This is a genomic window from Bacillus sp. X1(2014), assembly GCF_007678255.1.
Map to the genome: position 1 here is coordinate 17,759 of NZ_VEED01000003.1, position 14,161 is coordinate 31,919.

The window sequence follows — 14,161 nt, forward strand, 5'->3', positions numbered from 1 at the left end:
AAATACATATAGGGTGAGGTGATAAAGATATGGTGAATCAGGACAATCAAACGATTAATCCATCAAAAAACTTTGTGCTGCCATTTATTTTATTGCTTCTTAGCAGGATGTCACTTCATGGGTATGAACTTAGCCAAAAGCTAGAGGCATTCGGGTTTAAGACGCTTGACCAGGGGAATTTATACAGACTGTTAAGACAACTAGAAAAGGACGAGCTTCTATCTTCAGAATGGGATACAACTGGGAGCGGTCCTGCTAAAAGAAAATATTCAATTACTAAAGCGGGAATTTCATACTTAACGGGTTATGCCAACCAACTAGAATCTTACCAATCGTTATTGGATCAATTTTTCAAAATGTATACCAGTTTCTTTGAGCTCTATATTCCTTCATTCCCAAAGAAGGATCCAATAGAGAAAGTTAATAATAGAAAGAGGAGGCAAGATGATGGCACAGAAGAAAAATGAAACGGCTAAAGAAACAAATGTACCAACAGCAGAAGAATCGGTGACTGTAGGATCATTTGTAAACACGTTTTGGGATCAATTTGAGCTATCAAGTGAACGGGCAGAACAGCTTCGGGAGAATAGAGAGGATGCATACATTAATGCATTAAAAGAGGTCATTAAATTCAATAAGCAATTTAGACAATCGGTTGTGAATTTGTATGACCAGTCGAAAAAAACAAACAAAGAGATGGTTTCTGAACTAATGCATCAATTTTCATTCGGTAAAGAAGAAATCAAAGATGAGAATTTACCAATGAATGAAAGTGAAGAACTTAAGAAACTGGTTTTAGAGGTTTCTGGACAGTTAGAGAACCTTGCATTAACGCCAATTAAATCAGTTTTCCATATTGTTGACCAATTGGAAGATAATTTTGAAAAAAATGCAGAATCGAGCGTAGCTTTTGATCGTGACCGACGCAATGCATGGCAGCAGGTTAGGAAGGAATATATTAAATTAGCAAGAGATACACATTTAAACATTATTGACCGAAGCAAAGGTAGTCTTAAAGAATTTGTAAAGATTCAGTAACTACTAGGTATTAACTTCTAAGGAGAATCAACAGCATTGAGCAATATAAGCATTGATTGCAAGTCATAAGAACCACAATCTCTTTTCTTAAAATTATAGAGATTGTGGCTCTTTTTATTTGTTGAAAGAATCTGAATGTGGAAATATTAGACATTTAGTTGCTTATTACCCAGTAATTACCAATGAAATATAAATGTAATAAAATTATTAATCTTTTGACAAAGATAGTTGATATACTTTTAGTTGGGACAAAATAAGATGATATTGGAAAGTTTATATGAAGAATGACCTACATAATTGGATAGCTTAGATTATTAAATTGGTAATTACATAGGAATTTTGTCGTGTAACCTAGAAATTAAAATATATTAAATCGTCTTAGATGCTTGATGTCTATTTTAAGAAGGCAGGGGAACCAGATTGAAAAAGAAGATAATCGCACTATGTACGACCATTTTTATGGGACTCGGGAGTGTTTTCTCTTGTCCAGCAGTATATGCAAAGGAAAATAAACTTAAAAGTGTACAAGATCAGCGAACAGGTCTTCAAACAGATATTTCAAAAGCAAATATAGAAATTTTTCAAGTCCAAGATGAATTAATTAAACTAGCTGAACAAATTAACAGAGTTGAGCAAGCCATTAAAGATAATAATAAAATGATTGTTCAAACAGAAGAAAAGGTAAAAGCCTCACAGTCCGAAGTACAGGATCTTCAGCAAGAAATAACAACCATTCAAGAGAGAATTAATAAACGCAATCAATTAATAAAAAAACGTGCTTTATCGCTTCAAGAAAGTGGTGGTCAGGTTAGCTATATTCATGTTTTTCTAGGTACTTCAAGCTTTAGTGATTTTGTAGAAAGACTTGGTGCGGTTGCTTCAATGGTAGAAGCAGACCAAGACCTAATTAAACAGTATAAAGAGGATCAGAAGGAAATCCAAACTAAACAATCTTCAGTAGTGAAAAAGTTAAACGAATTGCAAAATATGAAAACAGAACTTTTAGGGATGCATGACCAAATATTAGAACAAAAAGTGCAAAATGATGTATTAAAAGCAGAACTTAAAATGAGGGAGCAAGAAAAGCTTTCTGAGAAAGCTGATTTACAACAGAAAGATGGTACACTGGCAATAAAAGAAGCGCTATTATTAAACGAAGCCCATAATTCTAAGGATACAGATAAAAATAATGAAACCGTTAATGTGAATGTTCCTTTGCCTACAACCACCAATGAAGCGATTAATGTGGTCATTCATGCTGGAGAAAAATATATTGGAAACTCTGTTTATGTATTTGGCGGGGGGAGAAACTCTTATGATGTTGCCCATGGTAGATTTGATTGTTCCGGCTTTGTTGCGTGGGCCTTTAGACAGGCAGCAATTAAAGTGGGCGCTCATACAGATATCCTAAAAAATACTGGCACCAGAGTTACCCTAAGTGAGGCGCGTCCTGGAGATCTAGTATTCTTTGACACTTATAAAATTGATGGGCATGTAGGGATTTACCTTGGCGGAGGAAAATTTATTGGTTCTCAAAGTTCAACTGGAATAGCAGTTGCAGATTTAACACAAGGATTTTACAAAAAGAAGTTTAATGGGCGAGTTATGAGAATCATCAATGACTAACAATAAAAAGAAGCGATGCTTCAATGCATCGCTTCTTTTTATTGCTGCTGGCTCCTTAGTAAATACTTTAAATTTGTTTTGATTTGGATAAGTTCATCCTCACTTCTTGGCTCCAATTCAACTTCGCCGCCCTCGTTAAACCTTAACTGGAATTGAGGAAGGTTGGAATTATTAGCTGTTACACGGTGTGCTAATAATTTAATCTTTTTAAAACCTATATTACCAGAATCTGGTAAGTAGTGCTCGCCAAATTCAGTATTTGTAACATGAAGGGTTAAATTGTTGAAAATGACCGTTTCTTTAGGATTCAAATCGAATGTAACAATCCCCTTAGGAGATTGAACTAATTTTTTTATACGTAAACCCTTTGCTGAAAGATTTTCAAATTTCAATTCAAGCATAGGCCGAGCTTTCTGTACCGCTGTATCTTCAGTTATAATGACAGGGTCTTCTAAGGTCCCCTCTAATTGAACAGCTTCAATAATGAATCCAATAATTATGGAATTGCTAGCAAAACTATCCTTAGTGGGTATAAACAAACCACCCAAAATAAGAACCAAAATGATTAAAAACTTATAAATATTATTTCTATCCAAAGCGATCACCATTTCTGCGAATGCTATTAATATTTCTAAAACAAGCTTGCCCGTTTGTTTAACAAGCCTTTATAAAAGGTGCAGCCTTAAACTACTATTCTGATAATATATCTTTACCTGATGCAACTTCCTTCTCTGCGAAAGTATCGTTTTTTGACTCTTGCTCTGCCGGTTTTGATGCAATCTCAGGCTTCCAAGCAATCAGCATTGAGCCGCCAATGATGCCGAGAATAGTACCAATGAGGAATCCGCCTAGTGCACCCATTATTGAAAGAACTGAAGCAAAAATAGCCAAAACACCAAGAAGGGTAGAAAGCCTTGGCATAATATACGACAAGACACCCATTAACAACGTCAGCCCGCCTAAGAAGAAGCCTACAAATAGGATACTTCCTGGGGCAGCTGCCACTTCATACAGTTTTGCCGGTACCCATAAAATGATCAGTCCAGAAAGGATACACAAGGTCGCCCCCCAAAAAGGGCGCCTTGCTCTCCAATTCTTAAACCGCTCACGTTTTGAATAAGTAGAGTTCATAATTATCATCCTTACTCAATATTCTGTGGTGGTTAAATTAGTTTAGCTTTTCGAAGTAAACCTTCATTCCAGGTAAACTTACAGTCTTTTGGAAAAGATATAATGTTTGTAAATTTCCATTTTCAATTGTGATGGTATTGGCCTTTTGAGTAAATTCCTTAGCCAGTGCTTCTGCTCTTTGTGCTGGGTCAGTGAGGTCATAATTTCCAATGTAGTTTTCGGACATTGTAAGTTCTTCAAATTTGGCATCCCCATTTACCATTGTTGCTTTTTGAAGAAGTCCATTAATCTCAACTGGTTTGTCAGAGGTAATAACCACCCGAATCCCAAGAGCAGGGATCGCTTTAGAAATTTCTAAACCATTAATCGTAGCTTTGTCAATCGCATTGACGGCAACTGGATTATTTTTAGTGGTTGCCCCGTCTGCAACGCCGCCATATAATTGGAAACCTTCGCCCACCAGTTTGTCGAATTTGACAGTAAATTCACCAAAACCACTTAATGGAGCTGCAACGGCTACACCTGTAATTCCAAAAATACTAAGCAGCATCCCTAAGAATAAAAAACCACCTAATAAAGCATAGACCAACTTCTTTTTAACTGTTTGCCCGCCAACAATTACTGATTCTGCTGTTAAATTCATTCCCTTTCCTCCTTTTGTAATATAAACCGTGCAAGCATTACGGGTTTTTGTAAGTGCTTACACCATTCGTCACAATTTTATGATAAATTAGCAGTTTCCGAAATCCCTACATTTGTAGGAAGATTATTAATAGCTAGGTTATGTTAAGGCTTATTGTTGATTTTGGCACCCTGTTGATTGGAATGGAAATCAACAGGCAAGTTTAACAGAGGCAATCACTGAGAACAAAGTTCTACAAAGATACAAAAAAATCCAAAATCAGCAGGAATTTTGGCGGGTTTAGAGGAAATATGTATAGAAGATAAACTGTGTTTCATTCAGAATTAATAACAACTTAGATTTTCAGGGAAGGGAGTGCGGGTGAATTGTCGAAGTCATTAAACCACCATTTAGACAATCTTTTAATAGATGCTGTTAAAATGTTAGCAATTTATCAGGATGATTTATTAACAGAATGGGGATTAATGCTCCAGTCTCTAAAGAATACAAATAAAAAATCGGTTGCAGTTTTTGAATTTATTAGTGATTTCTTAGTAAGTTTTTTACGGTCCGTAAATGATCAACCATCTGATATATATAGGATGTTGGATGAGATACAAGATCAGTGGTTTGCACAATTCCAACGTCGTCCAGAGCCAGAGGCCCTCATCTTTCATCTGAATTTGTTGGAAAATGCAGCACACAAGGTCTTAAAATCAAGGATTACGTACTCATCAAAATTACATCCGTCGGTCCATTATTTATTTTCAAAAATGAGTGAAGTTATGTTGTTTCATTCTGAAAAAGATAATTATAGTATTTGGAAGGATGCTGTAATCTTATTTAATGAATGGATTATCCGTTCACAAAATTTCCGTGAATCGATTGAAAATATTTGCTTTGGATTTGGCTATTTTCTTCCTTTTAAGCGCTGTGCACTATTTAAGTTTACCAATCAAGAAAGTATCGGAATTGGTTTAATTGGACATCATTTCAACAATGATGAAGTGCAGGCGATAGCTGAAAAAATTACGAACATTCCAGTCCTTAGTGAAAGCCTGGTCAAATTAAAATCACAAGTGCACGAAATGAAGAATTTTCAGCCAATATATATTTCTAGTGCAGAAAATGACCTCCCCGAGAGATATGTGAAAAAATTTGACCTTGGATCCTTAATCATTGTTCCTATTTATGTTCCAGAAGAAGGGAAAATAATCGGTGGAGTGATTTTAGATCAAGGTCAGGGCATCCATTTTACAGTTGACACTAGCTTGTTTCCAGCACTAATGAAATTTGGCCAAAGTTCAGGTGAATTACTAACAAAGTTTATTAAGGCTGATATTAAGAAGCAGGATCTATTAATTGATGATTCGATTACCCTTTCACCAAGGGAAATTGAAATTATCAAACTTTTAGCTGATGGTGCATCCACTGCTGAGGCAGCTTTAAAGCTATATTTAAGTGAATTTACGGTAAGAGATTATATATCAAATATCATGAAAAGATTAAATGCGCAAAATAGAACAGAAGTTGCTGTAAAAGCAATTCGATTGGGAATTATTGATTAAGAATAACAATATAAAGAAAAAACACCGAATGTGGCAAAACTTTAACGCCGCATTTTTTCTTTGGAAAAAATACATGAAACCTTTTTTTGAAAGCCTGCGTTATTAATAGTAGAGTGTAAACTGGAATTTAATAAATATTGCTTTGTTATTGTTTAATGAGTAAAATGGATGAGTTATACCATATAATCACTTACAATACTTTTGCAACTAGGTTAGGAGATAAACAGAAATGGATCTACTTATGATTATTAAAGCTATTATTCTAGGGCTAGTAGAAGGATTAACAGAATTTGCACCAGTATCATCTACTGGGCACATGATTATCGTGGATGATATGTGGCTTCAATCCGAAAAGTTTTTGACACAGCATGGAGCAAACACATTTAAAGTCGTTATCCAACTTGGTTCCATATTGGCGGTTGTTGTCACCTTTAAAGATCGCTTTATTGATTTATTAGGGTTAGGTCGCTTCAAAAAACAAGCAGCTTCGGAACAAGGCCGTTTAAAACTTTCTCAAGTAATTGTAGGATTAATTCCTGCTGGTGTTCTAGGCGTTCTTTTTAACGACTATATTGATGAACACTTATTTTCAACTGCAACTGTTTTAATTGGCTTAGTTATTGGGGCCGTCCTAATGATTCTTGCCGACGTTATCGGTCCAAAGCGTCCGAAAGTACAAACAGTTGACCAAATTACCTATAAGCAAGCATTGACTGTCGGTTTGTTTCAATGCTTTTCACTTTGGCCAGGATTCTCTCGTTCAGGGTCAACGATCTCTGGAGGAGTTCTGATGGGGATGAGTCACCGTGCTGCCGCTGATTTTACCTTTATCATGGCAGTGCCAATCATGGCAGGTGCTAGTTTTCTCTCTTTATTAAAGAATTGGGAATATATGACGGCGGATGCCCTTCCCATCTTTATCGCAGGATTTATTAGTGCCTTTATTTTTGCTCTTTTGTCTATTCGCTTTTTCCTAAAGCTTATTAACAAAATAAGATTATTACCATTTGCCATTTATCGTATTGTGCTGGCAATCATGCTTTATTTGATATTCTTCTAAAATTGGCCTATAGAATGAAAAAACTGGCAGTGGGAAACGTAACGTTTCTTCACTGCCAGTTTTTTGTATATACTCAATTAGATTAAGATAAATCTGGAAAATCACTGATGATTCCTTCTACATTGAATTTTTTTAGCGTTTTTATGTCATTCTTTTTATTAACTGTCCAAATAATTGTTTTAAACCCATGGTGATGAATTCTTTTGATCACCCGCTTATTCACCATGGTTATTTTTGGATTTACATATGACACATAGCTAGAAAAAGACTTTAAATTCTTATTCGAAATCATCTTTACACCGGTGCTTTTAACCAAAATCCCAATTGGAATGGCAGGCAGAAGTTCATGAAAACGTTTAAGTGCACCACGGTCAAAGGATTGTACTATAATTTGCTTGTCAACGGTTATTAATTCTCTTTTCTTTAGTTCATCCGCAAGTTTCTCCTCCATTAGGGGATAAAGTGAGGGTTTTTTTAGTTCAATTAAAAAGCCGATTTTTCCAGCAAACTCCTCAAATACCTCAGTGAGAGATGGGATCTTCTCACCTGCAAAATCACAATGAAACCAACTTCCTGCATCAAGACTTTGAATTTCTTGTAAAGTAAAATCCTTTACTTTCCCTTTCCCATTCGTTGTTCTGTTAACGGTTGGATCATGTATCACAACTAATTCACAGTCTTTTGTCATCTGAATGTCAAGCTCGAGGTAGTCTACACCTAATTCTACGGCTTTCCTAAAAGATGAAATTGTATTCTCTGGACAGTAGCCTGCCGCACCTCTATGACCAATTTTTAAAGGAAAGTCTTCTTTCTTTTTCTCATAAAACCGTGTTATTGCTCGTACTATTACCATGATAAGTATTAAAAAAAGCGTAGCAGCATTCCTCAAGTTGGGGCCCCAATCTAAATTTATTTGTGAACATGGTATGAAAAATAGAAAGCAATGTCAATTGGAAAAGGATAAAATTGTAAAAAATTTTTTTTGAGGGCTGAAATCCTTTATTGTACTTGATTTTTCACCTAATTATGGGCTTCTTCTTTTTTTCTTAAACTGGGTAATATGGATATGTGTCTATCGCACATTTTTATCCAAGTGAATAGGATATATGGAATTAAGAAAAGGAGGTAATGTAAATGTCAGGTGTAGCTGGTGGATACGGCGGCGGATTTGCCCTACTAGTCGTTTTATTTATTTTGTTAATTATAATTGGGGCTTCATGGTGCTACTAAGAAATCGATAAGATAAAAAGGAGGTCTTGATATATGTTTGGATATGGATTTGGCGGATGCGGTTACGGTTACGGCGGCGGATGCGGCTACGGCGGGGGATTTGCTTTAATCGTAGTATTATTTATCCTCTTGATTATTGTCGGTGCAGCTTGCTTTAGATAAAAACATAATAAAAAAGGAGGCCCGCTTGCTTAATCAAGCGGGTTTTCATCTGAAAAAGCACGTTTCCATTTACTAAAAGCATCTAATTCAGTGGAGATTTTCTTTACAGTAAAGCCAATCAGGGCAGCATCATCAAGTATGCCAAGGCCAATAATGAAATCTGGTACTAAGTCAAGTGGTGAAACAAAGTAAAGCAGGGTACCAATAACAGTAAGAATTGTGCTTGGCGAGACATTTTTATATTCACCTTTTGAATAGGCTTTAACTAATTCAAAAAATAATTGCAATTTTTCCCAGACTTCTCCTAAACTTCCTTTTTTCTCATTTGCCATCTTTATTGCTTTGTTTAGCAATCCTTCTGTCTTTTGAGGATTGCCAAGGTATTCGTTTGCTTCATTAGTATATTTATGCTGCTCTTTTTCAAAAATCTTAGTTTTACCGAACAATTCATTCACTTCCTTTTTGTGAAGTTCATGCTTAGTTTACCACCAAATAAAAAAAACATTAGATATTTCATCATAAATGAAAACCAGGTGCTCTCTATGCAGCACCTGGTTTTCGTAGGTAATATTTATACTAATACCATATTATCACTTATGGTTGCCGGTGTTCCCCAAACTATTTCTTCAATTTCTGAGCCTTCAAGTGTTTCTTTCTTTAATAATGCATCTACTAATTGTTGATACTGATATTGATGATTATTAATAAGACTTTCTGCTTTTTGTAAAGCTTTTTCAAATAGCTCTTGCATCTTTTCTTCTTTATCTTGTTTATTGAAGGTCAATGTAAATCCTTCTTGAAGCATTCCGGTATCTACCATTTGTTCGATAATTTGTTTTGCCTGCTGAACGTCGCCACTAACGCCGATGCTGTGTTCTCCTAAATGCATTCTCTCAGCAACCCCGCCAGCTAATATCATTGCGACGCGCTCTAACAAGTCAGTGGTTGTAGACAAATGCAATTCCTTTGGAATTGGTGCAACATATCCTAGCGCCTCACCACGAGGGATAATGGTTGCTTTTCTAACAGAACCCGGCTTCGTTAATGAAGCTACAATGGCATGACCGGCTTCATGAATAGCGACCCTACGTTTTGTATCATAATCTTGTAAAGACCGGGAAGTGTTCCCTAAAATCGTTCGATCAAGGGCATAGTCGATGTCTTGTTTTTGGATTGTTTCTTGGCCGTTCCGAACAGCTCTTCTGCTAGCCGTTTCGAAAAGAGAATGGAGCTCCGCACCTGAAAAGCCTGAGGTACTTTCTGCTAATTCATCTAGTTGTGCAAGAGCATCCTTATCAAATGATTTATCTTTTGCATGAATAGCAATAATCTCTCTTCTTCCTTTTGTATCTGGAAGTGGTACATTGAAGGAGAAGTCAATTCTTCCTGGACGAAGGAAGGCTTCATCTAACATGTCTTTTCTATTTGTGGCAGCAATAAAAAGAATTCCATCATTTGAATGGCCGCCATCAAGTTGCACAAGTAATTCTGTTAATGTTTTTTCAGCTTCCTCGCCGCCATGTGCCTTTCTTTTTGCTGCTAAAGCGTCGACCTCATCAATGAATACAACGGCAGGACCTTGCTTTCTTGCTGCTTTGAACAATGAACGGACCCGGCTAGCCCCAACTCCAATAAACATTTCATTAAATGACGAGCCGCTTGCCGAAAAGAAAGCAGCGTTTAATTCACGGGCGATTGCTTGAGCGAGTAAAGTTTTACCAGTACCTGGCGGGCCGTACAAAAGAATACCTTTGGGTGGTGTAATCCCTAATTTTGAAGCTCGTTCCGGTTCTTTTAGGGTCGAGAGTGTTTGTAAGATTTCTTCCTTCATTTCGTCCCCAAGTCCACCCACATCTTTCAAACTAATGGAGGGAAGGCTTCGAGACTTTGCAACACTATTCTTCATTGAATTATTTATTCCCAATCCACCTTTTGTTTTTTGAAGCGTGAATGCTGCCCCAGCCAACAGAAGGATAACTCCGCCTAATATCCATTTTCCATATTTACTGCTCTTTGAATAGGAGTATTCAATATTATATTTAACAACCAACTTATCTACCATTTGGCTGTTTGGTGGGACATGGGAAAGATAAACCGTTTCACCTGCATGAATATAAAGGCTTCCATCGGGTTTTTCAATTATGTTAACCGTTTTTCCTTGTTGGGCCTGAATGGTTTTCTCAACAGAAGAGAATGGTATAGCTACTTCATTATTGGTAGTTTGTATAATCCAGACGATTCCTGCAATAACTAATATTAACGCTGCAATGAGCGGAATAAACTTAGAAACTTTTTTTATACTTGGCTTCAATTTTCTTCATCTCCTTCAACAGAGTTCTACTCTATTATAAATGGTTTTCCAGAAAAATGGATGTGGGAATCGTTGGGAAACTAGAAATGCATGCATAAAAAATAACCAGCACAATTTTTAATAATGTGCTGGTGTGGTTGATAAAAGCTATGATAATAAGCGAAGATGTGGAATGATTGGCAGTAATACACTTTGAGCAATTGCCCCAATACTGGCACCGATACAAGATGCTTTATTCCATTTAAAAACATGAACTTTTTCATCTTTTCCTTCAAACAAGAATAATAATTGGGCATCTTCTTCAGCAATTCCAATTTTTTCATAAGAAATCTTGTTCTCATTGAGGATAATTTCAAAGGCTTTATGCAATAAATTCAGGGTCTGCTGATCGATTTTAGTAATATTCAAATCATGTACCTCCGATGTGTTATGTACTCACGGTACTTATTTTTCATCCTTACCGCTTTCTTTCATTATATTCTTTATGCTCTCAGGTTTAAAGAAATATTGCAAAGTTTCCGTTTGAGAGATAAGATTGAAGTTATGGACAAAAATTTTTATTGTCAAAAGAGAGGAAAACGAAATGGGTAACAATTTTAAAGAAGATGTATTGTCACGCCGGACATTTGCGATTATTTCCCACCCAGATGCCGGAAAAACTACGCTAACCGAAAAATTATTATTATTCGGAGGCGCTATTCGAGACGCGGGAACTGTAAAAGCGAAAAAAACAGGAAAGTTTGCAACGAGTGACTGGATGGAGATTGAAAAGCAACGGGGAATTTCCGTTACCTCCAGTGTCATGCAATTTGACTATGAAGGATTCCGAGTTAACATTTTGGATACTCCTGGACACCAAGATTTCAGTGAAGATACGTATCGAACTTTGATGGCTGTAGATAGTGCTGTAATGATCGTTGATGCTGCCAAGGGGATAGAGGCACAAACACTCAAACTATTTAAAGTATGCCGGATGCGCGGGATTCCTATTTTCACATTTATGAATAAACTCGATCGTCAGGGCAAGCCGCCGCTTGAACTGTTAGCTGAATTAGAAGAGGTTCTAGGCATAGAATCATATCCAATGAACTGGCCCATTGGGATGGGGAAAGAATTCCTTGGTATTTATGACCGATATAACAATCGAGTGGAACAGTTCCGAGTAGATGATGAAGACCGTTTTATACCGTTAAATGATGACGGTGAAATTGCCGGTGACCATCCGCTAAAAAATTCCGGACTTTATGATCAAACACTAGATGAAATTATGCTCCTCAATGAAGCAGGGAATGAGTTTTCAGCTGAGAGAATTGCAGCAGGAAACTTGACACCAGTATTTTTTGGAAGTGCGTTAACTGCCTTTGGTGTTCAAACATTTTTAGAGTCATACTTAAAGTTTGCTCCGCCGCCAATGGCGCGCAATTCATCCATTGGAGAAATTGATCCGTTAGGGGAACAATTTTCAGGTTTTGTGTTTAAGATTCAAGCAAATATGAATCCTGCACACCGAGATAGGATTGCCTTTGTACGTGTATGTTCTGGGAAATTTGAGCGGGGAATGACCGTAAATATTCCGCGTTTGAATAAACAAATCAAGCTCTCTCAATCGACATCATTTATGGCTGAAGAACGGAATACTGTCGATGAAGCAGTTAGTGGAGATATTATCGGGTTATATGACACGGGCACTTATCAAATTGGAGATACTTTGACTACCGGGAAGAATGATTTTCAATATGAAAGACTTCCGCAATTTACACCAGAATTGTATGTCAGGGTTTCAGCTAAAAACGTCATGAAGCAGAAGTCCTTTTATAAAGGAATTCAGCAACTGGTTCAAGAAGGAGCCATTCAGCTATATAAAACCGTTAAAACGGACGATTATTTATTAGGTGCCGTCGGTCAATTACAATTTGAAGTTTTTGAGCATCGGATGAGAAATGAATATAATGCCGAGGTACTAATGGAAAGAATGGGTTCAAAAATTGCCCGGTGGGTAGATAGTGAAACGGTTGATGAAAATTTATCGAGTTCTCGTTCAATGTTAGTGAAAGACAGATATGAACATTATGTATTTTTGTTTGAAAATGATTTTGCTCTCAGATGGTTTCAAGAGAAAAATCCATCGGTTAAACTCTATAATCCAATGGACCAACATGATTAAGAAAAGTGGCGGAATAGAATCCGCCATTTTTTTTTAATCGTTTATTAAACTGAAAATTCAGACTAATTACCCATGGACGAATCTTTTCTTAGGACTTTACAATGATTACAATCGTCTTGATAAAGACTAAGGAGGAGATAAGTTGGAAAAAGGTTTCTTTTTTACTGGGTTTCCTGGGTTCATTTGTAATCAATTGATTCGCGAAGTAATAAAAAACAATCAATTGAATGGATCTGTTTTTGTCCTTGTCCTGCCTAATATGGTTGAAAGAGCAAAAAAAGAATCGGCGGCTATTATAACGGAATATGGGTTAGATGAGTCCACCTTCCACATTATTGTTGGAGATATAACTAAACCGTTTCTGGCTATTACAGAAGAAGAACAGGAAGTTTTACTACACAGGGTTACCCATGTTTTTCATCTAGCAGCCATTTATGATTTAGCGGTTCCAAGAGAAATTGCACAAAAAGTGAATGTAAATGGAACGGAAAACGTAAATGAATGGGTGCGAAGATTACCAAACCTAGATAGATATACTTATTTTAGTACTGCCTATGTGGTCGGAAATAGAGAAGGTACTCTGTATGAAACGGAACTTATTGCACCACTCGGTTTTAAAAATCATTATGAACAAACAAAATATGAAGCAGAAGTTTTAGTGGAAACTTTAAAAAAAGAAATACCTGTTACTATCATTCGGCCGGGGATTGTCAAAGGCCATTCCAATACGGGAGAAACCATTAAATTTGATGGCCCTTATTTTATTATGAACTTTTTAGATCGGTTAAAATTTCTTCCTCTCATACCCCGATTAGGGAAAGGTGAAGCCTATGTGAACCTTGTTCCAATAGATTATATTATTCAAGCAACTACGTATCTTAGCCAATTAAACAAAGCTGCTGGAAAAACGTATCATCTAACAGATCCTCATCCCTATCGTGCTTCAGAAATATATGAAATCATGATGCAAGAAATGCTAAACAAACAACCAAAAGGAATGATACCATTAACTGTGGGGAAATGGTTCCTTTCTATTAAACCGTTGCGCAAATTTCTGGGAGTAGAGAAAGAAGCATTGGATTACTTTACTTGGAAAGGACAATTCGACTGCAGGCAAGCTGTCACAGATCTTAGAGAATCAGGGATCGCCTGTCCTGACTTTAAAGATGGGATTAAACCAATGACAGCATTTTATTTACAAGAAAAAAATAATCCAACCTTTCAAATTATTATTTTATAACAGGGGTGA

The 14,161-nt window shown here is 36.5% G+C and carries 16 protein-coding genes; 9 read left to right on the plus strand and 7 right to left on the minus strand.

From position 1 onward, the window contains the following. The first annotated feature begins 29 nt into the window (after positions 1 to 29). The 3 genes from phaQ to FS608_RS07570 all read left to right on the plus strand — a co-directional run bounded on the left by phaQ (position 30) and on the right by FS608_RS07570 (position 2,664). Complete coding sequence (gene phaQ, locus FS608_RS07560) at positions 30 to 467, plus strand: poly-beta-hydroxybutyrate-responsive repressor (RefSeq protein ID WP_144548666.1); 438 nt, start codon at positions 30 to 32, stop codon at positions 465 to 467. Next, positions 448 to 1,038, plus strand: a complete 591-nt coding sequence (locus tag FS608_RS07565) for a hypothetical protein (protein ID WP_186328649.1) — start codon at positions 448 to 450, stop codon at positions 1,036 to 1,038. Before phaQ ends, FS608_RS07565 begins: the two co-directional genes overlap by 20 nt. A 420-nt stretch (positions 1,039 to 1,458) precedes the next feature. After that, positions 1,459 to 2,664 (plus strand): coiled-coil domain-containing protein, encoded by a 1,206-nt coding sequence (locus FS608_RS07570; RefSeq protein ID WP_144548668.1) that lies wholly within the window; start codon positions 1,459 to 1,461, stop codon positions 2,662 to 2,664. A gap of 38 nt (positions 2,665 to 2,702) precedes the next feature. Here the strand turns inward: FS608_RS07570 and FS608_RS07575 are convergent, their stop codons facing one another. The 3 genes from FS608_RS07575 to FS608_RS07585 form a co-directional block, all read right to left on the minus strand. Further along, positions 2,703 to 3,260 carry a hypothetical protein gene (locus tag FS608_RS07575; RefSeq protein ID WP_144548669.1) on the minus strand — a complete coding sequence of 186 codons (558 nt, stop codon included), beginning with the start codon at positions 3,258 to 3,260 and terminating at the stop codon, positions 2,703 to 2,705. Between the two features lie 94 nt (positions 3,261 to 3,354). After that, the gene (locus tag FS608_RS07580) at positions 3,355 to 3,795 is read right to left on the minus strand and encodes a DUF6114 domain-containing protein (protein ID WP_144548670.1); all 441 of its coding nucleotides are present in this window, start codon (positions 3,793 to 3,795) and stop codon (positions 3,355 to 3,357) included. Between the two features lie 37 nt (positions 3,796 to 3,832). Further along, on the minus strand, positions 3,833 to 4,438 hold the full coding sequence (locus FS608_RS07585; RefSeq protein ID WP_144548671.1) for a DUF6230 family protein: 606 nt from the start codon (positions 4,436 to 4,438) through the stop codon (positions 3,833 to 3,835). 365 nt (positions 4,439 to 4,803) lie between these two features. On the opposite strand from FS608_RS07585, the gene FS608_RS07590 reads away from it, so the two are divergent. Together FS608_RS07590 and FS608_RS07595 are read left to right on the plus strand one after the other, a co-directional pair. Next, on the plus strand, positions 4,804 to 5,985 hold the full coding sequence (locus FS608_RS07590) for a response regulator transcription factor (protein WP_144548672.1): 1,182 nt from the start codon (positions 4,804 to 4,806) through the stop codon (positions 5,983 to 5,985). A 229-nt stretch (positions 5,986 to 6,214) separates the two neighbouring features. After that, a complete protein-coding gene (locus FS608_RS07595; protein ID WP_144548673.1) occupies positions 6,215 to 7,045 on the plus strand; it encodes an undecaprenyl-diphosphate phosphatase in 831 nt (276 codons plus the stop codon). Positions 7,046 to 7,127: 82 nt separating this feature from the next. Here FS608_RS07595 and FS608_RS07600 read toward each other — a convergent pair whose 3' ends face one another. Then, positions 7,128 to 7,898 (minus strand): glycerophosphodiester phosphodiesterase, encoded by a 771-nt coding sequence (locus tag FS608_RS07600; protein WP_144548674.1) that lies wholly within the window; start codon positions 7,896 to 7,898, stop codon positions 7,128 to 7,130. Between the two features lie 281 nt (positions 7,899 to 8,179). Here FS608_RS07600 and FS608_RS07605 point away from each other — a divergent pair, with 281 nt between their 5' ends. Continuing rightward, the gene (locus tag FS608_RS07605; RefSeq protein ID WP_098572537.1) at positions 8,180 to 8,275 is read left to right on the plus strand and encodes a YjcZ family sporulation protein; all 96 of its coding nucleotides are present in this window, start codon (positions 8,180 to 8,182) and stop codon (positions 8,273 to 8,275) included. A 33-nt stretch (positions 8,276 to 8,308) separates the two neighbouring features. Then, positions 8,309 to 8,437, plus strand: a complete 129-nt coding sequence (locus FS608_RS07610) for a YjcZ family sporulation protein (protein ID WP_144548675.1) — start codon at positions 8,309 to 8,311, stop codon at positions 8,435 to 8,437. Positions 8,438 to 8,466: 29 nt separating this feature from the next. Here FS608_RS07610 and FS608_RS07615 read toward each other — a convergent pair whose 3' ends face one another. From FS608_RS07615 to FS608_RS07625, 3 genes are all read right to left on the minus strand, one after another. Beyond that, positions 8,467 to 8,883, minus strand: coding sequence for a YkvA family protein (locus FS608_RS07615; RefSeq protein WP_144548676.1), 417 nt, complete (start codon positions 8,881 to 8,883; stop codon positions 8,467 to 8,469). Positions 8,884 to 9,008: 125 nt separating this feature from the next. Further along, positions 9,009 to 10,748, minus strand: coding sequence for an AAA family ATPase (locus FS608_RS07620; RefSeq protein ID WP_144548677.1), 1,740 nt, complete (start codon positions 10,746 to 10,748; stop codon positions 9,009 to 9,011). 147 nt (positions 10,749 to 10,895) lie between these two features. Next, the gene (locus FS608_RS07625; RefSeq protein WP_144548678.1) at positions 10,896 to 11,156 is read right to left on the minus strand and encodes a hypothetical protein; all 261 of its coding nucleotides are present in this window, start codon (positions 11,154 to 11,156) and stop codon (positions 10,896 to 10,898) included. Between the two features lie 175 nt (positions 11,157 to 11,331). On the opposite strand from FS608_RS07625, the gene FS608_RS07630 reads away from it, so the two are divergent. Next, positions 11,332 to 12,912: a peptide chain release factor 3 gene (locus tag FS608_RS07630; RefSeq protein ID WP_144548679.1), complete on the plus strand. Its 1,581-nt coding sequence runs from the start codon at positions 11,332 to 11,334 to the stop codon at positions 12,910 to 12,912. A 142-nt stretch (positions 12,913 to 13,054) separates the two neighbouring features. Then, positions 13,055 to 14,152, plus strand: a complete 1,098-nt coding sequence (locus FS608_RS07635; protein ID WP_144548680.1) for an SDR family oxidoreductase — start codon at positions 13,055 to 13,057, stop codon at positions 14,150 to 14,152. The last annotated feature ends 9 nt before the right edge of the window (positions 14,153 to 14,161 follow it).